The following is a 25,201-nucleotide window of genomic DNA, read 5'->3' on the forward strand; positions in this document are numbered from 1 at the left end:
CCTGTCAACTTGCTGTGAGACATAGGGGTTGTCATTTGGTTAGGCTGCTCTAACATCCCTAGTGCAATGGCGCTAGGTTGAAGGAGTAGGTCTTGAACGTGAGAAGCGGGGGGCCCGGCGCGCTGCGCTGGATTGCCGGTCTGATACTGCTGATCGGCCTGATCAGCGGATGTAGTTCGTCGGACAGCGGCCAGTCCGGTGGCGAAGCGGCGCCCGAAGGTGTCACCATCAGCCACAAGTTCGGCGAGACGGTCGTCCCGGCCAACCCGGCCCGGGTGGTGACCGTGGGGTGGACCGACCAGGACTTCGTTCTTCCGTTCGGCGTCGTTCCCGTCGCCAGCCGCGAGTTCTTCGAGGAGTACAACGACTACCCGTGGGTGAAGGCCGCCACCGGCGACAAGCCGATCCCCACCTGGGGCGCCGACGAGATCGACTTCGAAGCGATCGCCGCGGAGAAGCCGGACGTCATCTTCGCCATCTACGAGACCATCGACCAGCAGACCTACGACCGGCTCTCCCAGATCGCGCCGACGGTGATCCAGTCGGCCGACTACGCCGACGAGGAAACCCCGTGGGATGTGCAGCTGCTGACCACCGGCAAGGCACTCGGTAAAGAAGACCAGGCCAAGGAATTGGTCGACAAGGTGCAGGGCCGCATCGATGAGGCCAAGACCGCCAACCCCGAATTCGCCGGCAAGACACTGGTGGTGGATTTCGGCCCGGAAAGCGGCGGGCACTGGCTGCTGCCGGAGAACGACCCGCGCCGATCGCTGTTCACCGCACTGGGTTTCGCGACCCAGGAGATCGACGGTGATGTCAGCGAGGAGAAGCTGGACCTGCTCAACCGCGACGTGCTGTTCGTCAACGGCGCCACCAAGGAGCAGATGGTGGCTTCGCCGGCGTTCGCGCGGCTGCCGGTGGTGACCGAGGACCGCACGCTCTACACCACCTTCGAGTCGAACCTCAGTGGGGCACTGACCTATAGCGGTCCCGATGCGCTGCTGTACGCCCTCGATGTGCTGACCCCGCAGCTGGCCAACGCCTTGAACGGCCGGCCGGTGCAGGATCTGGCCAACGCCTGAGCATCACCGCCGCATCCGCAGATGAGGTGACGCCCTGGGAACCACCAGCGGCGTCCCCGTCTGCGGGTCGTCGATGATCTGGCAGGCCAGGCCGTAGACCTCGCCCACCAGGTCCTCGGTGATGACGTCCGTCGGATCGCCTTGGGCCACAATAGTTCCCGCCTTCATGGCGATGATGTGGTCGGCGTAGCGGCAGGCGTGGTTGAGGTCGTGCAACACCGCCACCACGGTGCGGTCCTGTTCGCGGTTGAGCTTGGCGAACAGATCCAGCAGCTCGACCTGGTGGGCGATGTCGAGGTAGGTGGTGGGCTCGTCGAGCAGCACCAATGGCGTCTCCTGGGCCAGCACCATCGCCACCCACACCCGCTGGCGCTGGCCGCCGGACAGTTCATCGACCAGGCGCCCCGACAACTCCTCGACGGCGGTGGCGCGCATGGCCTCGGCCACCGCGTCGGCGTCCTCACGGGCCCACTGGCGCAACACCTTCTGATGCGGAAAACGGCCGCGGGACACCAGATCGGCCACGGTGATGCCTTCGGGTGCGATGGAGGTCTGGGGGAGCAGGCCGAGCCGCCGGGCCACCTCCTTGGTGTGCAGGCCGTTGATATCGGCGCCGTCCAGGATCACCTGCCCGGAAGACGGTTTCAGCAACCGCGCCAGACCGCGCAGCAGCGTTGACTTGCCGCACGCGTTGGGCCCGACGATCGCGGTGACCCGGCCGTCCGGGATGTCGACCGTCAGGTCGGTGATCACCGTCTTTCCGTCGTAGCCGATGGTGAGCTGCTCGGTGCGCAGCCGGGAGTTGCTCATCGTTTCCTTGCCTGGGTGATGAGGAGGGAGATCAGGTAGGCACCGCCGAGTGACACCGTGACGGCGCCGACCGGAAGTTCATTGCCGGGCAACAGACGCTGGGCGATGACGTCGCCGATCAGCAGCAGCACCGCCCCCATCGCGGCCGAGGGCACCAGACCCACGCCGGGTGTCGCGGTGAGCCGACGGGCGATCTGCGGGGCCGCCAACGCGATGAACGTGATGGGACCGGCTGCCGCACAGGCCAGTGCGACCAGTGCGACGCCCACACCCAGGTAAGCCAGCCGGGTTGGTTCGGTGCGCACGCCGAGGGCGCCGGCGGCGTCGTCGCCGAGCTGCAGGACCGGAAGCTGAGGACCCAGCGCGACCAGGACCACGGTGATGACGGCCAGGCAGATCGCCATCGGCACCACCTGCGTCCAACTCAGCCCGGTGAGCGTGCCCTGTTGCCACACCGACGCGGTGACCGCAGTGTGGAAATCGAGTTTGATGACGATCCACTGGTTGACCGAGTTCAGCACGGCGCTGACACCGATGCCGACCACGATCAGCCGATAACCGGCCAGGCCGTTGCGATACGACAGCGCGTACACCAGCACGGCCGTGGCCAGCGCACCGACCAGTGCGCCGGCTGCCACCGCGAAGTAACCCACGCCGACGGTCGCGATGACCACCAGCGCGCCGGTGTAGGCGCCGAAGTTGATGCCGATGATGTCGGGACTGCCCAACGGATTACGGGTCAGCGCTTGGAAGATCGCGCCGGACACCCCGAGCGCGGCCCCGATCAACAGTGCCATCAACATCCGCGGCATCCGCCACTCCAACACCACCACCCGGTCGAACGAGGTGTTGGTACCTGCCAGCACGCCCAGCACATCAGCCGGTTCGATGGCGTACTTGCCGATCCCGATGGCCAGCACGGCGATCACCAGCGCGCCGGCCGCCAGCGCCGACACGACGAGCACCGCTCGCCAGGACATCCGCGCCGACGTGCCTGCGAGGCGAATCACGAACTGGCGCTTGCCGAAATCGAGGGCGGTCATGTGCGATCCGCCCCACGCTTGCGCACCAGCCAGATCAGCACCGGTGCACCGATGAACGCCGTCACGATGCCTGCGGGCAGCTCGGCCGGACGGATGACCACACGTCCCACGATGTCGGCGGCCAACAGCAGCGCCGGTGCCACCACCACGGCGTAGGCCAGGATCCAGCGCCAATCCGGTCCGGTGAACCGGCGCACGGCGTGCGGCACCATCAGCCCGACGAAACCGATGGGCCCCGCGCCCGCGGTGGCCGCACCCGCCAGCAGGGTGACCGCGATCAGACTGAGCACCTGCGTGCGAACCACGTTGCCGCCCATGCTCTTGGCCAGGTCCTCACCGAGTGCGGTGACATTGAGTGAACGCCCCACCACCACACACAGGATCACCCCGGCGACGATGAATGGCGCGATGGCCGCCGACACGTCGAGAGCACGGCCGTCCAGCGCACCGGCGTCCCAGAAGCGCATGTTGTCGAACGCCCGCGGATGGCGCAGCCGCACCGCGAATCCGATACCGTCGAGCACCGCGGCGATCGCCACCCCGGCAAGCAGCACGCGCACCGGCGTCACCGTGGACCGGCCCGTCATCCCGACGAGGTACACCAGGACCATGGCGAACAGGGCCCCGGCGAAGGCGAACCAGATGTAGCCCATCACGCCGCGCACGCCGAGGAAGGCGATGGCACCGACCACAAAAAGGGCTGCACCGGAGTTGATTCCGAGGATCTCGGTATCGGCGAGCGGGTTCCGGCCGACCGCTTGGATCAGGGTGCCCGCCAGTCCGAGTGCCAGCCCGACCAGCAGCGCGAGCACGGTGCGGGGGATGCGCAGATCGTGCACGATCCACTGGTCGCCGACGTCGCGGTAATCCGTGACGGCCTGCCACACGGTGGACAGTGCGACGTTCTCGGTGCCGATCGCCAGACTGACCACACACATCCCGCCCAGTACGGCCACCGCAGTAAGGAACCCGGCCATTCTGGCTTTGCCGGTCAGGTAGCGCGCCGCCGACGGGGGCGGCGTGCGTGCCGGTGCCTGCGCGATCACAAGCGCTACAAACCAACCCGCTCGAGCGCCTCGTCGAATTCCTCGGAGGCCACCTTGTCGCCTTTGCCGTCGGCCAGGGCCTTCTCGTAGACCGCCAGCACGTCGTCCTGAACTGCGGCGAACTTCTGATCCCAGGTCTCGGAGTCCAACCGCCAGTAACCGGTGATGTCGAACTGGTCGATGGTCCAGCCCAGACCGCGGACGTACTTGCGGACCGCCCGGGACTGCGCGGCCTCCCCGGCGAACCAGCAGTAACCGCGGCCCGCGGGCAGCTCGACATCGCGGGTCAGTTCGGCCAGAAGGCTTGGTGCATGGCCGTTTCCGGTGCCGACGGTGGCGATGACGGTGACGTTCGGCCGGGCCGGCAGGTAGGTCAGGTCGTCGTCGTCGGCCACTTCGACTATCGCGACGGCGGGTACATCGGCGGGCAGTGCCTCGATGATGCGCGCGGTGGCCGGCAGCCCGGACAGGTCGGTGATCAGCAGCTGCCAGTCGGTGTCGGCCGGTGGGCGATACCACGAACGGGCATGATCAACGCCCACCCGGTCACCCGGTCTGGTGCCCGATGCCCAGGTGGTGCCGGGACCTGCGGAGTGCAAACCGGGCTCGTGAAGAAAGATGTCGAGGTCGATGCGGGCGCCGTCCTGAAACCGCGCCGAATAGTTGCGGCCTTCGTCGGAACCGGGGAAGTACACACCCACCGCGGAATCGGCGGCCGGTTTCACGTCCAGCACGTCAGGATCTTCTACCTCGAGAGTGATCCGGACCAGCCGTGTGTTGAGCTGAATCGTCTCCACAACGGCGGCATACGAGAAACTCATCGGCCCTTACGTTAGCGTGTTCGCCCTCGCTGTCGGCTTGTCCCTTGCGCCCACCTCGGCGAGCTGGAGATCACGGCTGCGCAGATGCGCCTCCACGTCGTCGAGAACGGCGGCGATGACGTCGCGGTCGACCTCGTCGGCGAGCGCGGTGGCACCGGCGAACCTCAGCAGCTCGGGAAGTTTGTTCCTGACCCGCTCGAGGATCCAGTCCACAAACGGTCCATCGGCCACGGTGTCGAAACCGACCCAGTGGTTCTGCACACCCGGAGTCAGGTAGTGGTAGTGCTCTTCGCCGGGGAAGGCGTCGAACCGCAGGTGTTCCAGACCGGAGGCGGTGTCGAACACATGGAGGGTGGGGCCGCCGGCCCACGGTGCGTCACCGCCGTCCTCGTACAGCGCCCGGCCCTCCAGCCCGAATGTCACTGCGCCCGCGGGGTAGTAGGTGGTGGCCTCCATCACCACCGGAAGCGGATCACCCTGGTACAACTTTCCGAGCCGGGTGGTGGTGTAGGTGAATTCGGCCATGGGATACCGCCTTTCGACAAGGCACAGCATCCGTCGGCCGGCGGTGCAGATCAACGGTGGGCTGCTACGCCTTTTCGGTAGCAGAAGTTCATCGGTCGCTACAGACCCGCACGGCTGCGCACGGCGTTGACCACACCACGCACCGCATTCTCCGTCGCCGAGATGGGCGAGACCACCGCCTCGCCGACACCGACGATCCGCTCCACCCGGTCCACGATGGCCTCCAGCCGGTCGACCATCGACAACAGCCGGGGGGCGAGTTCGTCGATGCGGCTGATGGTGGCGTTGAAGCGTTCCATGGTGGCGTCGAGATTGTCGGTGGAGTTGTTGAGGTCCTCGAGCGTCTCGGTGAGACCCGCGAGCAGGGTGTCCACCTGACCGACCGTGACGTCGGCATTCAGCGCTGCCTGCGCGAGCGTCCGCAGGCGCTGCTGAGCCGGCCGTGGTTTCCCCGATGCCGTGACGTCTTTGTCTGCCATGCCGCCATTATGACGGCCGCCACACTCAGTCGGCGATGGTGGCGGCCGCGTCGGAGTCGAGCAGCCACACCGTCTTCTCGGTGCCGACGGCACCGGCGGCCGGCCATTCCAGGGGATCGGCCCCGCCGACGGCCGCGGCCACGGCGTCGGCCTTACCGCCACCGGAGACCACCAACCACACCTCGCGCGACCGCACCACCGCCGGGAAGGTGAGCGTGATGCGCCGCGGCGGTGGCTTGGGGCAGTCCTCGACCCCGACCACGAACCGGGACTTCTCCGCGGCGGCGACGGTGTGCGGGAACAGCGAGTTGACGTGCCCTTCCGGGCCCATGCCGAGCAGGTGCACGTCAAAAACCGGGGTGGGCTCGCCCTCGGGGGCGTTGGCGGCCAACACCTGCTCGTAGGCCAGCGCGGCCGCGTCGATGTCCGGACCGAATTCGCCGTCGGAGGCGGGCATCGCGTGCACGTTGCGGTCCGGGATGTCGATGTGGTCCAGCAGCGCCTCGCGGGCCTGCTTGTCGTTGCGCTCGTCGTCCGACTCCGGCACGTAACGCTCGTCGCCCCAGAAGATGTGCACCGCCGACCAGTCGATGCCGTCGCCTTTGGCGCGGACCTGCTTCAGGAGTCCGATACCGGTCCCTCCACCGGTCAGGGCGATGGAAGCCTGCCCGCGCTCGTTGACGGCGGCCGTGATCGCGGCGATCAGCCGGTTACCGGCGGCCGCCACCAATTCGTCGGCGTCGTTGTAGGTTTCGACGACTGTCTTGCTCATGCGTATTGCACCTTGTCGATCCCCTGCAGCGCTTCGAAGTAGATCTCGTCGGAGTCCAGCCGGCGCAGGTCTTCGGCCAGGCACTCCCGGGTCTCGCGGCGGGCCAGCGGTACCAGCGCGTCGGGCCGAGCCGTCCGGGTCAGCGTCGCGGTGCGACCCTCCTGTGGACGGCTCAGCGTGATGGTCTCGGTGGCGCGAACCAGCTCGACCTTCAATTCACCCACCTCCCGGCGCACCGGCCCGTCGATACGGCTGGCCAGCCAACCGGCCAGGACGTCGAGCGCGGGTTCGTTCTGCAGACCCGAGACCACCGCGGACTCGATGGGTTCATACGGCGACTGGTCGATGGCCGCGGTGAGCAGCGCCCGCCAGTAGGTGATCCGGCTCCACGCCAGATCGGTGTCACCGGCGGTGTAACCCTGGGCCCGGGACTTGATGGCCTCGAGCGGGTCGGTGCCGTTGGTGGCATCGGTGATACGCCGGATCGCCAACTTGCCCAACGGATCCTGGGCAGGCACCGGGGGAGCGATATCGGGCCACCACGCGACCACCGGGGTGTCGGGCAGCAGGAAGGGCAGCACGACGCTGCTGGCGTGGTTGGCCAGCGGGCCGGACAGTCGCAGCACCACCACCTCACCGGCACCGGCGTCACCGCCGACCCGGATCTGGGCGTCCAACCGGGCCTCGGTCGACAGCCGGTCACCCGGAATGACGACGATGATGCGGCACGGATGTTCGTGGCTGGCGGCGTTGGCCGCCTCGATGGAATCCTCGAGCACCGCCTCGGTATCGGGCGCGATGACCAGGGTCAGCACGCGGCCCATGGTGACCGCGCCGCCCTCTTCGCGGAGGCCGATGATCTTCTTGTTGATCAGGTCGGTGCTGGTGTCAGGCAGATCGACGATCATCTAGGGCCGTCTCCATTCTCGGCCGCTGCGCCGCATCATCTCGTCCGCCGAATCCGGGCCCCAGGTACCCGACTCGTATGGCTCGGGCGCCCCGTGGGACTCCCAGTTCTGCAACGCGGGATCCAGGATCTTCCAGGCCAATTCGACTTCTTCGTTGACAGGGAACAGCGACGGCTCACCGAGCAGCACGTCCAGGATCAACCGTTCATAGGCCTCGGGGGATTCCTCGGCGAACGCGGCACCATAGGAGAAGTCCATGTTCACGTCACGGACTTCCATGTTGTTACCCGGAACCTTGGAACCGAACCGCAACGTGATGCCCTCGTCGGGCTGCACCCGGATGACCAACGCGTTCTTGCCGAGCTCCTCGGTCATGGTGGCGTCGAACGGAAGGTGCGGCGCCCGCTTGAACACCAACGCGATCTCGGTGACCCTGCGCCCCAACCGCTTTCCGGTGCGCAGGTAGAACGGCACCCCAGCCCAGCGGCGGGTGTCGATGTCCAGGGTGATGGCGGCGAACGTCTCGGTGGTCGAGGTCTTGGAGAAGCCCTCCTCGTCGAGCAGTCCCACCACCTTCTGGCCGCCCTGCCAGCCGGCGGCGTACTGGCCGCGCGAGGTGGTCTGATCCAGCGGTTCGGCCAGCCGGGTGGCGGACAGGACCTTGATCTTCTCGGCCTGCAACTCATCGGGCTGGAAGCTGACCGGCTCCTCCATCGCGGTGAGCGCCAGCAACTGCAGCAGGTGGTTCTGGATGACGTCGCGGGCGGCGCCGATTCCGTCGTAATATCCTGCGCGCCCACCCAATCCGATGTCCTCGGCCATGGTGATCTGCACGTGGTCGACGTAGTGGGCGTTCCAGATCGGCTCGAACATCTCGTTGGCGAACCGCAACGCCAGGATGTTCTGCACCGTCTCCTTGCCGAGGTAGTGATCGATGCGGAACACCGACGACTCGGGAAACACGCTGTTGACGGTGGCGTTGAGCGCCTCAGCGCTGGCCAGGTCGTGACCGAAGGGTTTTTCGATGACGACGCGGCTCCAGCCGTCGTTCGACTTCTTGGCCAGCCCGGTCTTCGACAACTGCTCACACACCACCGGGAACGCATCCGGCGGGATCGACAGGTAGAAGGCGTGGTTGCCGCGGGTACCGCGCTCCACGTCGAGCTTGCTCAGCGTTTCGGCAAGTCGCTCGAACGACGCGTCATCGTCGAAAGTGCCCTGGACGAACCGGAATCCCTCGGCCAGCCGATCCCACACCTCCTGACGGAAGGGGGTGCGGGCGTGCTTTTTCACCGCGTCGTAGACGACTTGGGCGAAATCCTCGTCGGCCCAGTCCCGCCGGGCGAAGCCCACCAACGCGAACGTCGGCGGCAGCAGGCCCCGGTTGGCCAGGTCGTAGATCGCCGGCATCAACTTCTTGCGGGCCAGGTCACCGGTGACCCCGAAGATCACCACGCTGCAGGGCCCCGCGATGCGGGGCATGCGCTTGTCGCGCTTGTCCCGCAGCGGGTTCACCCAGTCAGTAGGAACGCTGCCGGTCTCGGTCATTTCTTCTCGTCGAGCTGGCCCTGGGTGGCCTCGATCAACTCCTGCCACGACTTCTCGAACTTGTCGACGCCCTCGTTCTCGAGAACCAGGAAGACGTCGGTGAGGTCGATGCCGATGGCCGCAACCTTGTCGAAGACTTCCTGCGCCGCCGCCGCGGTGCCGGTGACGGTGTCACCGGTGACGACCCCGTGGTCGGCCACCGCGTCGAGGGTCTTCTCGGGCATGGTGTTAACGGTGTTGGGGGCCACCAGCTCGGTGACGTACAGGGTGTCGGAGTAGTCCGGGTTCTTCACGCCGGTGGACGCCCAGAGCGGACGCTGCACCCGGGCGCCGTCGGCCTTGAGCGCTTCGAAGCGGGAACCGCCGACGAACACCTCTTCGTAGGCGGCGTAGGCCAGACGGGCGTTGGCGACACCGGCCTGACCGCGCAGGGCCAACGCCTCCTCGGTTCCGATGGCTTCGAGGCGCTTGTCGATCTCGGTGTCGACGCGGGAGACGAAGAACGACGCGACCGAATGGATCTTCGACAGATCGTGGCCGGCTTCCTTGGCCTTCTCCAGGCCGGCGAGGTAGGCGTCCATGACGGCACGGTGCCGCTCGACGGAGAAGATCAGGGTGACGTTGACGGAGATGCCCTCGGCAAGTACCGCGGTGATCGCCGGGATACCGGCCTCGGTGGCGGGGATCTTGATCAGCACGTTGGGCCGGTCGACGATCTTCCACAGTTCGATGGCCTGCAGGATCGTCTTGTCGGTGTCATGGGCCAGGCGGGGGTCCACCTCGATGGACACCCGGCCGTCGACGCCGCCGGACTGCTCGTACTGCTTGGCCAGCACGTCGCAGGCATTGCGCACGTCGTCGGTGGTGACGGTGCGGATGGTGGCATCCACATCGGCGCCGCGGTCGGCCAGCTCCTTGACCTGGGCGTCGTAGGCGTCGCCCTTGGACAGCGCGGCCTGGAAGATCGACGGGTTGGTGGTGACGCCGACGACGCTCTTGGTGTCGATCAGCTCCTGCAGATTGCCGGTCTGCAGTCGCTCCCGGGACAGGTCGTCGAGCCATACGGACACACCGGCGGCGGACAGCGCCGCCAGGTTCTGGTTCTGAGTCATGGTTCTGCCTTCAGTCGTTAGTTGTTGATCGTGCGTTCCGCTGCGGCGGCGACGGCTTCCGGGGTGAACCCGAACTCGCGGAACAGTGTCTTGTCGTCGGCCGACTCGCCGTAGTGCTCGATCGAGACGATCTCGCCGGTGTCGCCGACCAGCTTGTACCAGCTCTGCGCCACCGCGGCTTCGACCGCGACACGTGCCGAGACGTTCGGCGGGAGCACCGAGTCGCGATACTCCTTGGGCTGGCTTTCGAACCACTCCACACAGGGCATCGACACCACGGCGGCCTCGATGTCCTTCTCGGCCAACAGCTTCTTGGCCTCCACGGCCAGCTGCAGCTCTGAGCCGGTGCCGATGAGGATGACGTCGGCGTCGGTGGCGTCGCCACCGCCGAGCACATAACCGCCCTTGGCAACGCCTTCGGCGCTGGTGCCCTCCAGCACCGGGATGCCCTGGCGGGTCAGGATGAAACCAACCGGGCCGCTGCCGTTGCCGCGCGCGATGATGCTGTGCCAGGCGTAGGCGGTCTCGTTCGGGTCACCGGGGCGCACCACCGACAGGTTCGGGATGGCGCGCAGGGCGGCCAGATGTTCGATGGGCTGGTGGGTGGGGCCGTCCTCGCCCAGGCCGATCGAGTCGTGCGTCCAGATGTAGATGGTGTCGATGTCCATCAGCGAGGCCAGGCGCACCGCGGGCCGCATGTAGTCGGAGAACTGCAGGAACGTGCCACCGAACGCGCGGGTGGGGCCGTGCAGCACGATGCCCGACAGGATGGAGCCCATGGCGTGCTCACGGATGCCGAAGTGCAGCACCCGGCCGTACCAATCGGCGGAGAAGTCCTCGGTCGAGATCGACGGCGGGCCGAACGACTTCACCCCCTTGATGGTGGTGTTGTTGGAGCCGGCCAGGTCGGCGGAGCCGCCCCACAGCTCGGGAAGCTTGGGAGCGACGTCGTTGAGCACCTGACCGAACGCGGCGCGGGTGGCCACGGCCTTGGAGCCCGGCTCCCAGTAGGTGATGTCGGCGTCCCAGCCCTCGGGCAGTTCCTCGGCGGTGAGCCGGTCCAGCAGCTTCTTGCGCTCCGGCTCGCGCTCGGCCCACGCGTCGAAGTCGGTCTGCCACTTCTCGTGGGCTTCCTTACCGCGCTCGACGAGCTTGCGGGTGTGTTCGATGACCTCGGGGCGGACCTCGAAGGTCTTGTCAGGGTCGAAGCCGAGGATCTTCTTGGTGGCGGCCACCTCGTCGTCCCCGAGTGCGGAACCGTGCACCCCGCCGGTGTTCATCTTGGTGGGTGCGGGATAGCCGATGATGGTGCGCACCGCGATGAACGACGGCTTGTCGGTCACCTTCTTGGCCTCGGCGATGGCGGCTTCGATACCGACGACGTTCTCACCGCCGTCGACTTCCTGGACGTGCCAGCCGTAGGCGCGGTAACGGGCGGCGACGTCCTCGCTCAGCGCGATGTCGGTGTCGTGCTCGATGGAGATGTGGTTCTTGTCGTAGAAGACGATCAGGTTGCCCAGTTGCTGGACGCCCGCCAGCGAGGACGCCTCGCTGGTCACGCCTTCTTCGATGTCACCGTCGGAGGCGATGACGTAGATGAAGTGGTCGAACGGGCTCTCACCGGCCGGGGCATCGGGGTCGAAAAGACCACGCTCGTACCGGGCAGCCATCGCCATGCCCACCGCCGAGGCCAGGCCCTGGCCCAGCGGGCCGGTGGTGATCTCCACGCCCTTGGTGTGGCGGAACTCGGGATGGCCCGGGGTCTTGGACTTGAACGTGCGCAGCGACTCGATGTCGGGGAGTTCGAGGCCGAAGCCGCCGATGTAGAGCTGCAGGTACAGCGTCAGGCTGGAATGCCCGCAGGACAGGATGAACCGGTCGCGGCCCAGCCAGTGCACGTCGCTGGGGTCGTGGCGCATCTGGCGCTGGAACAGCGTGTAGGCCAGCGGGGCCAGGCTCATCGCGGTTCCGGGGTGCCCGTTGCCGACCTTCTGCACCGCGTCGGCGGCCAGCACACGCACGGTGTCGACTGCCAACGAATCGACGTCGGTCCAGTCGTCGGGGTGGTGGGGTTCGGTCAGCGTCGCGATTTCTTCGACGGTGGTCACAAGCTCACTCCTTGGTGGCGTGTCTGGTTGGCAGGCCGCACTATCCAACCCTAGTGCTCCCGGTTCGCTCATCGCAGGCTGCATTCGGAGAGTGTTCGTTCTCCCGTTACGGTGGGTAACGCGGAATCGACCCTGCGGTAATCCATCGCTGTGTCGGCGGTCTACCATCGTCTGTAGTAGATGCTGCGAGGTGGCCGTGATTCTCGCGTCAGGACCACGGCCGAGGATGAGGAGTTGACTGCGTGAGCATTCGCGAGCGCCACCTCAGCTCGGGCAACCCGAAAAGCGGTGGCGCACCGAAGCGGATTCGCAACACGTTGCTGGCCTATGTCGCGTTGACCAAGCCGCGCGTCATCGAGCTGTTGCTCGTCACGGCCATTCCCGCGATGCTGCTGGCCGACCGCGGCACCGTGGACCCGCTGCTGATTCTGAACACGCTGGTGGGCGGCATGCTCGCCGCGGCAGGCGCCAACACGCTGAACTGCGTCGCCGACGCCGACATCGACAAGGTGATGAAACGCACAGCCCGGCGCCCGCTGGCCAGGGCGACGGTGCCCACCCGGCATGCGCTGGTGTTCGGGCTGGTGCTCTCGGTCGGCTCCTTCTTCTGGCTGTGGGGGACTTCCAACCTGCTCTCGGGCGTGCTCGCGGTGGTGACCATCGCCTTCTACGTCTTCGTCTACACCCTGCTGCTCAAGCGCCGCACCTCGCAGAACGTGGTGTGGGGTGGGGCCGCCGGCTGCATGCCGGTGATGATCGGCTGGTCGGCGGTCACCGGGACCATCCAGTGGCCCGCCCTGGTGATGTTCGCCGTCATCTTCTTCTGGACGCCGCCGCACACCTGGGCGCTGGCGATGCGCTACAAGGACGACTACGCCGCCGCCGGGGTGCCGATGTTGCCGTCGGTGGCCACCGAGAAACACGTGACGCTGCAGATCCTGATCTACACCTGGCTGACCGTGCTGGCCACGCTGGCGCTGGTGCCTGCCACCGGCTGGCTGTACACCGGCGTGGCTGTGCTGGCCGGGGTGTGGTTCCTGGTGATGGCCCACCAGCTGTATGCCGGCGTGCGCCGCGGTGAGCCCGTCAAACCCCTGCGGTTGTTCCTGCAGTCGAACAACTACCTGGCCGTGGTGTTCTGCGCGCTGGCCATCGACTCGGCGATCGCGCTGCCGACCGTCTTCTAGAGGGATTTGGGCGCGCTCACAACCGCTGAGCGGTTGTGAGCGCGCCCAAATCGCAGGAGCTAGGGCACCAGGACGATTGAGCCGACGGTTTTGCGGCCCTGCAGATCGCGATGGGCTTGCTCGGCGTTCTCCAGCGGATAGTGCGCGCTGACGTTGATGGTGATCGCCCCGGACTTGATGGCATCGAGCAGCTCACCCGCCCGCCAGGCGAACTCGTCCGCGGTGCGGGTGTAGTGCCCGAGATTGGGCCGGGTCAGGAAAACCGAGCCCGCGGTGTTGAGCCGCTGCGGGTCCACCGGCGGGACGGGTCCGCTGGCCGCGCCGAACAATGCCAGTGTGCCGCGGATCGCCAGGCTGGCCAGGCTGGCCTCGAACGTCGTCTTGCCCACACCGTCGTACACCGCCGCCACACCCGCGCCGTCGGTCAATTCACGCACCTTGGCGCCGAACTCGGCCGGGTCATCCGGGTAATCGAGCACTTCGATGGCCCCGGCCTGCCGCGACAGCTCGGCTTTCTCCGGGGTCGAGGCGGTGGTGATGACGCGGGTGCCGAAGCTGGTGGCCCACTGCGTCAGGATGAGACCCACACCGCCGGCCCCGGCATGCACCAGGATGGTGTCCTGCGGCTGCACCGCGTACACCGACTTGAGCAGGTAATGCGCCGTCATACCCTTCAACAGAGCGGACGCCACCGCGTCGGGGGCCACTCCGTCGGGCACGTAGGCGACGAAATCCGCCGGCGCCACGGTGTACTGGGCGTAGGCGCCCAGCGCCTTGTCGGTGACCACCCGGTCACCCACGTTGAGTGCCACCACGTCGTCGCCGACGGCCTCGACCGTGCCGCAGACCTCACTCCCGGAGATGAACGGCGTCTCCCGCGGATACAGACCGGACCGGAAATAGGTGTCGATGAAGTTGACGCCGATGGCTTCGGCCTTGATCAGCACCTGGCCGGGGCCCGGTGTGGGCGTCGGCCGTTCGACGTAACTCAGGACTTCGGGACCACCGGTTTCGGGAACTTCGATCGCGTGCATGGTGACTATCATCCTTGAGCGTGAAGTCCGTATGAAGCTGGCACGCCCTGATGTCTTCCATCCCAGGATCGTGCTGGCCGGGTGCCCCGCGCTGATCACCGGCGACGGCGACGACGACGGTCTGGTCGAGGCGCTGCGGGCCCGCGGCCTGCACGCCCGCTGGTTGTCCTGGGACGACCCCCAGGCACTGGACAGCGACCTGGTGATCATGCGGGCCACCTGGGACTACACCGAACGATTCGACGAGTTCCTGGCGTGGACGACGCAGGTGCCGCACCTGCTGAATGCCCCGGACGTCGTGCAGTGGAACACCGAGAAGACCTATCTCGAGGATCTGGCTGTCGCCGGTGTCCCGGTGGTCGAGACCGAGTTCTTCGCCCCGGGGGAGATCGTGCACCTGCCGGCCGGGGAGGTGGTGGTCAAACCCGCGGTGGGTGCCGGTTCCCGCGGCGCACAACGGTTCACCGATCACTGCGCGGCCCGCGACCATGCCGCCACCTTGCAGGAAAGTGGCGCCACCGCGATGGTGCAGCCCTACGATCCGCGCGTCGAGGACGGTGAGACCGCACTGGTCTTTCTGGGCGGGCGGCAGTCGCACGCGTTCACCAAGGGCCCGATGCTGCCGCCGCCGGGGAACACGCCGGTATTCGACGAATCCGGCACCTACGCGGAGGAGTCGCTGAAACCGGCCGAGCCGGATGTCGCGCTGTGGGAGGTGGGCCATGCCGCCCTGGCGGCCGCGGCTGCGCACCTGGGCTGCACACCGAAGGAATTCCTCTACGCCCGCGTCGATCTGCTGGGCGGGCACCACGATCCGCTGCTGCTGGAGTTGGAGTTGGTGGAGCCGTCACTGGGTTGGCGGCAGCTGGGCCCTACCGAGCGTGAGCTGGCGCAGCGACAGTTCGCGCTCGAGGTCGAATCAGCGTTGGAGCGCTTCGGTCTCGGTCCGCTGTCGCAGAGCCGCCCATAGCGCGGCTGTCGCCGCGGTACATGCACCGGCACCCGCCACGTGCACGGCCACCAGGGCCGCGGGTACACCGGTGAAGAACTGGATGGCCCCGACGAGGCCCTGGGCGACGATGAGGCCGACCAGCACGTAGAGCCGGAGCATGACGGCGCTGGGCGCGTTGACGGCCCACAGCCCGAAACCCAGGCCGACGACGAGCGCCAGATAGGCGACCAGCAGCGACGAGTGCGCGTGCACCAGCGTGGTGATCTCGATCTGCAGGCGGGCGACGGGCCGTTCGATGCTCTTGTCGCCGGCGTGGGGTCCGGCCCCGGTGACCAGTGTGCCGCTGACCAGCACCGCGGCCAGGGTGACACCGGACAGTGCCGTCAGCAGCCGCAGTTGCCTGGGCGCGGTGCGCCGGGGGATGCCGTCGTCGGGCTCGCCGATCTTGACGAAGAGCAGTACCGACAGCCACACCATCAGCATCGATGCCAGCAGGTGGATCGCCACGGTCCACCACAGCAGGCCGGTGAGGACGGTGATACCGCCGATGATCGCCTGCACCACGGTCGAAGCAGGCATGAGCCAGGCGTAGAGCTTGACCTCCCGGCGGCGGTGGGCACGGGTCACGGCGATGACGGCCGCCGCGGCGGTGAACACCACCGCAAACGTCAGCAAGCGATTGCCGAACTCGACGGCCTGATGGATGCCGGCGACTTCCGGGTGCGGCATCGGGGTGAAGCTGCCCGGGAAACACTGCGGCCAGGTGGGGCAGCCGAGGCCCGAGGCGGTGACGCGGACGATGGCGCCGGTGACGGCGATACCGCCCTGGGTCAGGATGACCAGCGCACCGATGATCCGCTGGGTACGCAGACTTGCTGCGGGAAGCCGGTCGACCAGCCGCTGAAACCACACGCTCACAGAGTAGGTGAGGGCTAACTACCGGCTGTAGTAGGGGTTTGGGCCAGCCGAAACGAGCGGGACCAGGATCTGCTTGACGAGTCGGACCGCCAGCGCGTCGTCGATCGGGTCACCGGTGACCAGCAGCCGGTGCCACAGCACGCTCTGAGCCAGTTCCCGGATGATGTCGACGGCAATGTCCGCGCGGATCTCGCCGCGGGGGCGCACTACGTCACCGTGTTGGACATCGGCGCGCGATCGCCGCTGCTCACGCCCGTGAACTACGCGCTCGCCCGCAAGTTCCCCGACGAGATGGTCCGCGCCTGGGTAAAACACAACATCGAGGAGGTCGGCCAGCTGGAATTCCTGTTGCCCACGCTCAGCACCAGATCGCCAGCTGCTGCCCCGTCTCGTTGACCTGTGGGGGATCCGGCAGACAGAACGCGGTACCGGCCGCGATGCGGTGGGCGCTCCAGGCCGCCGCGGCAGCGTCGAGCACGTCATCGGCGGGCACCGCATCCACGGGGCCCAGATCTTCGGGGAGATCGATGCCATGGGTGGCCAGCATCCGTAACCGCGCTCGCTGGCCGCGCCAGCTCTTCTTCTTGCCGTCGGTGGGCAACAGCCCCATCTGGCGAAACGACAGCTCGGGGTGTACTTCGAACAGCGGCAACGAAAGCTCGTGCAGGGCTTCGGCTTCCAACAGTTTGGCCTTCAGTCCCCACGCCTGGATGCTGATACCTCTGCCCGTCAGCGCGACAGCCAGGGCGGTTCCCGTCGCGTGATCCGGTGCGTCGAAAACCGGTCGCGGCGGCATCACGAAGATGCTGGAGGACCGGCCCGCAAGCAGACGCTGCGCCAGCCGGTCGGAGGCGCGCACCTCGCCGGCCATCAGGCCCAGGGGCATGTCCACGCCCACGGCGTCGGCGCCGGGGACCGCGGCCAGTACCCCGGCCAGCGTCGGATGGATGTGCGCGGCCACAAAGCGCCCGTCGTGCAACTCGACGCCGACCCACCCCGATTTGTAGCCGTCGACACCGAGCACGGTGCTCATCTAGCAGCGGCCGCTCACGTGAAGCGGAACCACCGCAACGCGCACACCGCGGCCAGCGCACCCCATACCGCCAGGACCGCGATACCGAACCAGTCCACCGACATCGTCATGGCCTGCGTCAGCGCCTCGGTGAGTGCGCCGGACGGCGTGAGGCGGGCCACCCAGTGAACCGCGCTCGGAACCGCCTCCGACTCCAGCGTCAGTGCACCGAGTCCGGCGAAGACGAACCACAGCAGGTTGGCCAGCGCCAGCACGATCTCGGCTTTCAAGGTGCCGCCCAGCAGCAGTCCCAGCGCGGCGAACCCGGCGGTGCCCAGGGCGATGATCACCGCCCCGACGAGCAGGCCGACCGGGCTGGGCCGCCAGCCCAGTGCCAGGCCGATCGCCCCGAGAATGATGGCCTGCAGGAACACGACGGCCACCACCGCCAGCGACTTGCCGACGATGATGCCCCACACCGGTAATGCGGTGGCGCCCAGGCGTTTCAGCGCTCCGTAGCGCCGGTCGAACGCCACGGCGATGGCCTGGCCGGTGAAGGCGGTGGAGATCACGGCCAACGCCATGATGGCGGGAACAAACGTCGCCGCCCGGTTCTCGCCGAACGATCCCAGCGGCAACAGCGTCAGCCCCACCAGCAAGGTGATCGGGATGAACATCGTCAACAGCAACTGTTCGCCGTTGCGCAGCAACAACTTCAGTTCGAGGCCGAACTGTGCGGCCAGCATCTTCTGCACGGTGTTGGGCCGCGCGTCCGGGGTGAATGTCCCCTCGGGAAACAAGACCTTGCTCACCGCAACTCCCGTCCGGTCAGATCCAGGAACACATCTTCGAGGCTGCGCTGCTCCACCCGCATGTCTGTGGCCAGCACATCCAGCCGCGCGCACCAGGCCGTCACGGTGGCCAGTACCTGCGGGTCGATGTGCCCCTCCACCAGGTACTCACCGGGGGCGATCTCAGCGGCCCGGTAGTTCTCGGGCAGGGCGCTGATCAGCAAGGCCAGGTCGAGCTTGCGGGGCGCGGTGAAACGCAGTTGGTCCTCGGTGCCGGAGCGCATCAGTTCGGCCGGGGTGCCTTCGGCGACCGCCACCCCGCGATCGATGATGACCAGCCGGTCGGCGAGCTCTTCGGCTTCTTTGAGTTGGTGGGTGGTCAGGACGACCGTGACGCCGTCGCGGCGCAAGCCGTCGATCAGCTCCCAGACCACCAGGCGGGCGTGGGCGTCCATCCCGGCTGTCGGTTCGTCGAGGAACACCAGCTCGGGACGCCCGACCAACGCGCACGCCAGGGCCAGGCGCTGCTGCTGTCCGCCGGAAAGCCGGCGGTAAGTGGTGCGTGCGGCCTCGGTGAGGCCCAGGGTGTCGAGCAACCACTGCGGATCGAGTGGGTTGGCGGCGTAGGCGGCCACCAGATGCAGCATCTCGCCGGCGCGCGCGGCCGGGTACCCGCCGCCGCCCTGGAGCATCACCCCGATGCGGGCCCGCAACCGTGCGTTGTCGGTGAACGGGTCGAGTCCGAGTACCTCGATGCTGCCCGCATCGGGCCGCAGGAACCCCTCACACATCTCGACGGTGGTGGTCTTGCCCGCGCCGTTGGGGCCCAACAGGGCCAGCACCTCGGCGGGCTGCACCTCCAGGTCCAGGCCGGAGACGGCCGTGACCGCGCCGTAGCGTTTGGTGACCCCGTGAAGTCGCAGGGGTACGGGTGCAGTCGAGCTCACGGAGAGTCAGCGTAGGCGTCGGGCGTGACGCGGGGTGCTGCCGGTGGAGGTGTGGTGCCGCTGGGCGCTGTCGGTCGTGGGTCGGCGGGCTCGGGTGGGTCGGTTTCGGTGACCGGCGGCGGCAGGGCCCGCCACGGCAGGCGCCGGTAGGTGATTCCGATCAGGATCAGCACGATCACCGTGCTGGCCAGGGTGGCATCGACGATCTGGAACAGGGCGAACCGATCGCCGTTGGCGGTGGGGCCGAAGATGCCGACGGTCAGGGTGGCGATGATGGCCGCGGTCCGGAAGCCGGGGCGGGTGGCCCACGCCGCCAGCGGGATGATGGCCCACAGCAGGTACCAGGGCTGCACGACGGGGAACAGCAGCACGGTGGCGCCCAGCGCGACACCGAGACCGCCGACCGGATGCAGCCGGCCCCGGAGCACCGACAGCAGCAGCCAGCTGACCACCACCGTGATGATGAGCACACCGATGCCACGGGTCAGGCCGAGGACGGCGGTGGTGTGGTCACCGAGGCCGAGCAGGATGCCGACCTGGCCGGTGCCCAGGGCCACCAGTGTCGGCGGGGACATCCAGCTGCGCACCACGTTGGCGGTGCCGAGGGTGAACAACCAGCCGAACCCCAAACCACTGGCCCAACCGATGACCGCCATCACCGCCAGGGACACTGCGCCCAGACTGCAGCTGGCCATCAGGAACGCCTTGATGGTGCCGCCCCACCTGCAGGCCAATGCCATCGCGACGAAACCAAGGGCCAGCAGCGAGGGCAGCTTCACCTGGGACGACATGGCGATCAGCACGGTACCGGCGACGAGCATGCCCAGGGGGGCCCACGCACTCCACTGGGCGCGGCCGTGCGGCCAATGCAGCGGCTGGGGGATGAGCCGGTGGGTGCCTTCGATACCCCGCAGCGCGAATTCGGTGCCGGCCAGCATCAGCCCCAGCATCAGGGCCTCGTTGTGAATTCCGGCGACCAGATGCATGAACAGCAGCGGGTTGGTGGGCCCCAGCCACAATGCCGAGACCTCGGCGACGCCGCAGCGCCGCGCCAGCCGCGGAGTGGCCCAGACGATCAACCCCACGCCGAGCAGCACCACCAGCCGGTGACACAGCACCGCCCAGACGATGTTCTCGCCGGTCAGGGCCGAGATGCCTTCGCCGATCCACAGGAACAGGGGGCCATAGGGGGCGGGTGTTTCGCGCCAGAGACTGGGCACCGACAGCGTGAACACGTGGTCGAGCCCGAGTCCCGGCGCCGGCCCGACGCTGTAGGGGTCCTGGCCGATCCGGGCGATTTGGCTCTGCGCCAGATACGAATAGACGTCCTTGCTGTACATCGGTGGTGCCACCAGCAGCGGCACCATCCACAGCATCAGGGTGCGGTCGAGCTGGCTGCGCGACATCCGCCGGCGGCCCAGGGCGTAGCGGCCCAGCATCAGCCACGCCAGCGCCATCATGACCGCGCCGGTGGTGGTCATGGTCAGCGAGACGGTCTGGATGCGCGACGGGAGGTTGAGCAGCCGCACCCCGAACGTCGGGTCCTGCACCACGGGGCGCGCACCCGCACCGAGCGCACCGATGGCCATCAGGACGGTGCCGGTGGCCCCGAAGAGCCGTGTGCGGCGCATGGCGACGAGTTCGGCGTCGTTCAGCGGCGAGCCGACGGGGCGTTCGTCGCCATGCCAACGCGCGATCGACGAACTCCACGAACGTCGACGGTCGGCCACCACAGCAGACTATCGGGGCCGGAGTCCGAGGCTGCGAGGCACGAGCAGGTGAAGGAGCTCCGGCCGGAGGGTGGGGCCGGAGTCCGAGGCTGCGAGGCACGAGCAGGTGAAGGAGCTCCTATTCCCGAACTGGGGTGTGACTATTCAGACCACGAGCTAAGGGTTACCTTGCTAGACCGGCCTGTGTAATTGCGTCACACTGGTGTTGTGAAAATCCATTCTGAGGTTCCGCGTGCGCATGACGCCATGCCGGCCACTCAGGACGGGCACACCAGGAAGGCGATCATCCGCCTGCTGTTGGAGTCGGGTTCCATCACCGCCAGTGCGATCGGCGACCGGCTCGGTCTGTCCGCGGCCGGGGTGCGTCGTCACCTCGACGCACTGATCGACGCGGGTGACGCCGAAGCCAATGCCGCTGCCGCCTGGCAGCAGGAAGGCCGGGGCCGACCCGCCAAACGCTACCGGCTCACGCCTGCCGGCCGCGCCAAACTGGAGCACGCCTACGACGACCTGGCCTCAGCCGCCATGCGGCAGCTGCGCGAGATCGGCGGTGACGAAGCCGTGCAGACCTTCGCCCGCCGGCGCATCGACAGCATTCTCGCCGGGGTCACCAAGGCCGGGGACGACGAGCAGCAGGTCGAAGCTGCCGCCGAAGGGATTGCCGGCGCGCTCACCAAGGCTGGATACGTCACCACCACCACCCGGGTCGGTGGCGCCGCCCGCGGTGTACAGATCTGCCAGCACCACTGTCCCGTATCGCACGTCGCCGAAGAGTTCCCGGAACTGTGTGACGCAGAGGCGAAAGCCATGGCCGAGGTACTGGGTACTCATGTGCAACGACTGGCGACCATCGTCAACGGCGACTGCGCCTGCACCACGCACGTTCCGCTGGGCACCTGACCAGCGCCCCACCACGCACTGCACCAACCTTCGGCACACAGCCCGCGCCGAAGCCCAACGAAAGAGCTAAGGAGTGTGTCGCGATGACACTCACACCGGAGACGCCACTGACCCAAGAGGAGACCATCGCCTCGCTGGGTAAGTACGGCTACGGCTGGGCCGACTCCGATGTCGCAGGCGCCAGCGCCCAGCGTGGGCTGTCCGAAGCGGTGGTCCGTGACATCTCGTCGAAGAAGAGCGAGCCCGAGTGGATGCTCGACGTCCGCCTGAAGGCGCTGCGCACCTTCGACAAGAAGCCGATGCCCAACTGGGGATCTCAGCTCGACGGCATCGACTTCGACAACATCAAGTACTTCGTGCGCTCCAGCGAGAAGCAGGCGGCCACCTGGGATGACCTGCCCGCGGACATCAAGAACACCTACGACAAGCTCGGCATCCCGGAAGCGGAGAAGCAGCGCCTCGTCTCGGGCGTCGCCGCGCAGTACGAGTCCGAGGTGGTCTACCACTCCATCCGCGAGGATCTGGAGAAGCAGGGTGTCATCTTCCTGGACACCGACACCGCCCTCAAGGAACACCCGGAGCTGTTCAAGCAGTACTTCGGCACCGTGATCCCGGCCGGCGACAACAAGTTCTCCGCCCTCAACACCGCGGTGTGGTCGGGCGGTTCGTTCATCTACGTGCCGAAGGGTGTGCACGTCGACATCCCGCTGCAGGCCTACTTCCGGATCAACACCGAGAACATGGGCCAGTTCGAGCGGACGCTGATCATCGCCGACGAGGACTCCTACGTGCACTACGTCGAGGGTTGTACCGCGCCGATCTACAAGTCGGACTCGCTGCACTCGGCCGTCGTCGAGATCGTCGTCAAGCCCGGCGCGCGCGTTCGGTACACCACCATCCAGAACTGGTCGAACAACGTCTACAACCTGGTGACCAAGCGGGCCCGCGCCGAGGCCGGGGCCACCATGGAGTGGATCGACGGCAACATCGGCTCCAAGGTCACCATGAAGTACCCGGCCGTGTGGATGACCGGTGAGCATGCCAAGGGTGAGGTGCTCTCGGTGGCCTTCGCCGGCGAGGGGCAGCACCAGGACACCGGCGCCAAGATGCTGCACCTGGCGCCCAACACGTCGTCCAACATCATCTCCAAGTCGGTGGCTCGCGGCGGTGGCCGCGCCTCCTACCGCGGGCTGGTGCAGGTGAACAAGGGTGCCCACGGTTCCAGGTCCAGCGTGAAATGTGATGCGCTGTTGGTGGACACGATCAGCCGCTCCGACACCTACCCCTACGTCGACATCCGCGAGGACGACGTGACGATGGGCCACGAGGCCACTGTCTCCAAGGTCAGCGAGGACCAGATGTTCTATCTGATGAGCCGCGGCCTGACCGAGGACGAGGCCATGGCCATGGTGGTGCGCGGCTTCGTCGAGCCCATCGCCAAGGAACTGCCGATGGAGTACGCGCTGGAGCTCAACCGCCTCATCGAGCTGCAGATGGAAGGTGCTGTCGGTTAAATGACCCAAAACCTCACGAACTCTGTCGAGGGAATCGTCAAGAACAAGGGGGAGTTGTTCGCCTCGTTCGACGTCAACGCCTTCGAGGTGCCCGGCGGCCGTGACGAGCTGTGGCGGTTCACGCCGCTGAAGCGGCTGCGCGGCCTGCACGACGGCACGGCAGGATCGCACGGCGGAGCCTCCGGTCATGCGACCGTCACCGTGTCGGAGAATCCGGGCGTGACGGTGGAGACCGTCGGGCGCGACGACCCACGTCTGGGCCAGGGCGGTACCCCTACCGATCGCGTTGCCGCACAAGCATTCTCGTCATTCGAGTCGGCGACGGTGGTCACCGTGGCACGCGACACCGAGGTCGAGGAGCCCATCGAGATCGTCATCGACGGGCCCGGCGCGGACGTGGTGGCCTACGGTCATCTGCAGATCCGCGTCGAGGAACTGTCGCGGGCCATCGTGGTGGTGGACCTGCGCGGCAGCGGAATCCTGGCCGACAATGTCGAGATCATCGTCGGTGACTCCGCCGGGGTGGGCGTCATCTGGATCGCCGACTGGGCCGACGACACCGTGCACGTCAGCGCGCACCACGCCACGCTGGGCAAGGACGCGGTACTGGGGCACGTCAACGTCACCCTCGGCGGTGACGTGGTACGTACATCGGCCACTGTCCGCTTCACCGCCCCGGGCGGCGACGCGAAGCTGCTGGGGACGTACTTCGCCGACGACGGCCAGTTCTTCGAGTCGCGGCTGTTGGTCGATCACGCGTTCCCGAACTGCAAGTCCGATGTGCTGTACAAGGGTGCGCTGCAAGGGGATCCGGATTCCAAGAAGCCCGATGCCCACACCGTGTGGATCGGCGATGTGCTGATCCGCGCCGAGGCCACCGGCACCGACACCTACGAGGCGAACCGCAACCTGGTGCTCACCGACGGCGCCCGCGCCGACTCGGTGCCCAACCTGGAGATCGAGACCGGTGAGATCGTCGGCGCCGGACACGCCAGTGCCACCGGACGTTTCGACGATGAGCAGCTGTTCTACCTGCGCGCCCGGGGCATCCCCGAAAACCAGGCCCGCCGGCTGGTGGTGCGTGGCTTCTTCAACGAGATCATCGCGAAGATCGCCGTGCCCGCCGTCCGCGAGCGCCTCACCGAAGCCATCGAACGAGAACTAGCGATAACGGAATCGAGAACCGCCTAACCATGACCACTCTGGAAATCAAGGACCTGCACGCATCGGTCTTCACCCCGGAAAACGACGAGGTGCCCATTCTCAAGGGCGTCGACCTCACCGTGAAATCCGGTGAGACCCATGCCGTCATGGGCCCCAACGGATCCGGCAAGTCCACCCTGTCGTACGCCATCGCGGGCCATCCCAAGTACACCGTCACCTCGGGGTCGATCACCCTCGACGGTGAGGACGTGCTGGAGATGAGCGTCGACGAGCGCGCGCGGGCCGGACTGTTCCTGGCGATGCAGTACCCCGTTGAGGTACCCGGCGTGTCGATGTCGAACTTCCTGCGGACCGCGGCCACCGCGGTGCGGGGTGAGGCGCCCAAGCTGCGGCACTGGGTCAAAGAGGTCAAGGGCGCCATGAGCGACCTCGACATCGACGCCGCCTTCGGGGAGCGCAGCGTCAACGAGGGTTTCTCCGGCGGTGAGAAGAAGCGCCATGAGATCCTGCAGCTCGGTCTGCTCAAGCCGAAGATCGCGATCCTCGACGAAACCGACTCGGGTCTGGACGTCGACGCGCTGCGGGTGGTCAGCGAAGGTGTGAACCGCTACAAGGAAACCGAAAACGGTGGCGTCCTGCTGATCACGCACTACACCCGCATCCTGCGCTACATCCAGCCGCAGTTCGTGCATGTGTTCGTCGGCGGCCGGATCGTCGAGTCCGGTGGTCCGGAACTGGCCGACGAACTCGAAGCCAGCGGTTACGTGCGATTCACCCAGGCTGCCGCCGGGGCCTAGG

At 67.2% G+C, this 25,201-nt stretch carries 25 protein-coding genes; 7 read left to right on the plus strand and 18 right to left on the minus strand.

Annotated features, from left to right (window positions below):
- The first annotated feature begins 161 nt into the window (after window positions 1–161).
- Entirely contained in the window at window positions 162–1,082 is a 921-nt protein-coding gene (locus tag AC3A6P_RS20870; RefSeq protein WP_487693720.1) for an ABC transporter substrate-binding protein, read from the plus strand.
- A gap of 3 nt (window positions 1,083–1,085) precedes the next feature.
- Here AC3A6P_RS20870 and AC3A6P_RS20875 read toward each other — a convergent pair whose 3' ends face one another.
- The 11 genes from AC3A6P_RS20875 to tkt form a co-directional block, all read right to left on the minus strand.
- Window positions 1,086–1,892 (minus strand): ABC transporter ATP-binding protein, encoded by an 807-nt coding sequence (locus AC3A6P_RS20875; protein ID WP_487693628.1) that lies wholly within the window; start codon window positions 1,890–1,892, stop codon window positions 1,086–1,088.
- A complete protein-coding gene (locus tag AC3A6P_RS20880; RefSeq protein WP_487693629.1) occupies window positions 1,889–2,935 on the minus strand; it encodes a FecCD family ABC transporter permease in 1,047 nt (348 codons plus the stop codon). The genes AC3A6P_RS20875 and AC3A6P_RS20880 overlap by 4 nt, the downstream gene beginning before the upstream one ends.
- Complete coding sequence (locus tag AC3A6P_RS20885; protein WP_487693630.1) at window positions 2,932–3,981, minus strand: iron chelate uptake ABC transporter family permease subunit; 1,050 nt, start codon at window positions 3,979–3,981, stop codon at window positions 2,932–2,934. Before AC3A6P_RS20885 ends, AC3A6P_RS20880 begins: the two co-directional genes overlap by 4 nt.
- A gap of 5 nt (window positions 3,982–3,986) precedes the next feature.
- Entirely contained in the window at window positions 3,987–4,802 is an 816-nt protein-coding gene (locus tag AC3A6P_RS20890) for a siderophore-interacting protein (RefSeq protein ID WP_487693631.1), read from the minus strand.
- 6 nt (window positions 4,803–4,808) lie between these two features.
- A complete protein-coding gene (locus AC3A6P_RS20895; protein WP_487693632.1) occupies window positions 4,809–5,327 on the minus strand; it encodes a DUF7700 domain-containing protein in 519 nt (172 codons plus the stop codon).
- Between the two features lie 98 nt (window positions 5,328–5,425).
- Entirely contained in the window at window positions 5,426–5,806 is a 381-nt protein-coding gene (locus tag AC3A6P_RS20900) for an ATPase (protein ID WP_487693633.1), read from the minus strand.
- A gap of 25 nt (window positions 5,807–5,831) precedes the next feature.
- Window positions 5,832–6,578 carry a 6-phosphogluconolactonase gene (gene pgl, locus AC3A6P_RS20905; RefSeq protein WP_487693634.1) on the minus strand — a complete coding sequence of 249 codons (747 nt, stop codon included), beginning with the start codon at window positions 6,576–6,578 and terminating at the stop codon, window positions 5,832–5,834.
- Window positions 6,575–7,486: a glucose-6-phosphate dehydrogenase assembly protein OpcA gene (opcA, locus tag AC3A6P_RS20910; protein WP_487693636.1), complete on the minus strand. Its 912-nt coding sequence runs from the start codon at window positions 7,484–7,486 to the stop codon at window positions 6,575–6,577. The genes pgl and opcA overlap by 4 nt, the downstream gene beginning before the upstream one ends.
- Window positions 7,487–9,034, minus strand: coding sequence for a glucose-6-phosphate dehydrogenase (gene zwf / locus AC3A6P_RS20915; RefSeq protein ID WP_487693637.1), 1,548 nt, complete (start codon window positions 9,032–9,034; stop codon window positions 7,487–7,489).
- Window positions 9,031–10,146 carry a transaldolase gene (gene tal, locus AC3A6P_RS20920; protein WP_487693639.1) on the minus strand — a complete coding sequence of 372 codons (1,116 nt, stop codon included), beginning with the start codon at window positions 10,144–10,146 and terminating at the stop codon, window positions 9,031–9,033. The genes zwf and tal overlap by 4 nt, the downstream gene beginning before the upstream one ends.
- A gap of 17 nt (window positions 10,147–10,163) precedes the next feature.
- Entirely contained in the window at window positions 10,164–12,254 is a 2,091-nt protein-coding gene (gene tkt / locus AC3A6P_RS20925) for a transketolase (RefSeq protein WP_487693640.1), read from the minus strand.
- Window positions 12,255–12,496: 242 nt separating this feature from the next.
- Here tkt and AC3A6P_RS20930 point away from each other — a divergent pair, with 242 nt between their 5' ends.
- Complete coding sequence (locus AC3A6P_RS20930) at window positions 12,497–13,441, plus strand: heme o synthase (protein WP_487693641.1); 945 nt, start codon at window positions 12,497–12,499, stop codon at window positions 13,439–13,441.
- 59 nt (window positions 13,442–13,500) lie between these two features.
- Here AC3A6P_RS20930 and AC3A6P_RS20935 read toward each other — a convergent pair whose 3' ends face one another.
- Entirely contained in the window at window positions 13,501–14,475 is a 975-nt protein-coding gene (locus AC3A6P_RS20935; protein ID WP_487693643.1) for a quinone oxidoreductase family protein, read from the minus strand.
- A gap of 31 nt (window positions 14,476–14,506) precedes the next feature.
- Here AC3A6P_RS20935 and AC3A6P_RS20940 point away from each other — a divergent pair, with 31 nt between their 5' ends.
- On the plus strand, window positions 14,507–15,445 hold the full coding sequence (locus AC3A6P_RS20940) for an ATP-grasp domain-containing protein (protein WP_487693644.1): 939 nt from the start codon (window positions 14,507–14,509) through the stop codon (window positions 15,443–15,445).
- Here AC3A6P_RS20940 and AC3A6P_RS20945 read toward each other — a convergent pair.
- From AC3A6P_RS20945 to mptB, 6 genes are all read right to left on the minus strand, one after another.
- Window positions 15,395–16,339: a COX15/CtaA family protein gene (locus tag AC3A6P_RS20945; protein ID WP_487693646.1), complete on the minus strand. Its 945-nt coding sequence runs from the start codon at window positions 16,337–16,339 to the stop codon at window positions 15,395–15,397. The genes AC3A6P_RS20940 and AC3A6P_RS20945 overlap by 51 nt on opposite strands.
- Before the next feature lie 24 nt (window positions 16,340–16,363).
- Window positions 16,364–16,552, minus strand: a complete 189-nt coding sequence (locus tag AC3A6P_RS20950) for a TetR-like C-terminal domain-containing protein (protein WP_487693647.1) — start codon at window positions 16,550–16,552, stop codon at window positions 16,364–16,366.
- Window positions 16,553–16,703: 151 nt separating this feature from the next.
- The gene (locus tag AC3A6P_RS20955) at window positions 16,704–17,378 is read right to left on the minus strand and encodes a DUF429 domain-containing protein (RefSeq protein ID WP_487693649.1); all 675 of its coding nucleotides are present in this window, start codon (window positions 17,376–17,378) and stop codon (window positions 16,704–16,706) included.
- A 14-nt stretch (window positions 17,379–17,392) separates the two neighbouring features.
- Entirely contained in the window at window positions 17,393–18,169 is a 777-nt protein-coding gene (locus AC3A6P_RS20960) for an ABC transporter permease (RefSeq protein WP_487693650.1), read from the minus strand.
- Complete coding sequence (locus tag AC3A6P_RS20965) at window positions 18,166–19,095, minus strand: ABC transporter ATP-binding protein (RefSeq protein WP_487693651.1); 930 nt, start codon at window positions 19,093–19,095, stop codon at window positions 18,166–18,168. Before AC3A6P_RS20965 ends, AC3A6P_RS20960 begins: the two co-directional genes overlap by 4 nt.
- On the minus strand, window positions 19,092–20,825 hold the full coding sequence (mptB, locus tag AC3A6P_RS20970) for a polyprenol phosphomannose-dependent alpha 1,6 mannosyltransferase MptB (RefSeq protein WP_487693652.1): 1,734 nt from the start codon (window positions 20,823–20,825) through the stop codon (window positions 19,092–19,094). The genes AC3A6P_RS20965 and mptB overlap by 4 nt, the downstream gene beginning before the upstream one ends.
- A 246-nt stretch (window positions 20,826–21,071) precedes the next feature.
- On the opposite strand from mptB, the gene AC3A6P_RS20975 reads away from it, so the two are divergent.
- From AC3A6P_RS20975 to sufC, 4 genes are all read left to right on the plus strand, one after another.
- A complete protein-coding gene (locus tag AC3A6P_RS20975; protein ID WP_487693722.1) occupies window positions 21,072–21,725 on the plus strand; it encodes a helix-turn-helix transcriptional regulator in 654 nt (217 codons plus the stop codon).
- Window positions 21,726–21,808: 83 nt separating this feature from the next.
- Window positions 21,809–23,239, plus strand: a complete 1,431-nt coding sequence (gene sufB, locus AC3A6P_RS20980) for a Fe-S cluster assembly protein SufB (protein ID WP_487693653.1) — start codon at window positions 21,809–21,811, stop codon at window positions 23,237–23,239.
- Window positions 23,240–24,430 (plus strand): Fe-S cluster assembly protein SufD, encoded by a 1,191-nt coding sequence (sufD, locus tag AC3A6P_RS20985; protein WP_487693654.1) that lies wholly within the window; start codon window positions 23,240–23,242, stop codon window positions 24,428–24,430.
- Window positions 24,431–24,432: 2 nt separating this feature from the next.
- A complete protein-coding gene (gene sufC / locus AC3A6P_RS20990; RefSeq protein WP_487693655.1) occupies window positions 24,433–25,200 on the plus strand; it encodes a Fe-S cluster assembly ATPase SufC in 768 nt (255 codons plus the stop codon).
- The last annotated feature ends 1 nt before the right edge of the window (window position 25,201 follow it).

Source organism: Mycobacterium sp. Soil_C_30, assembly GCF_057656995.1.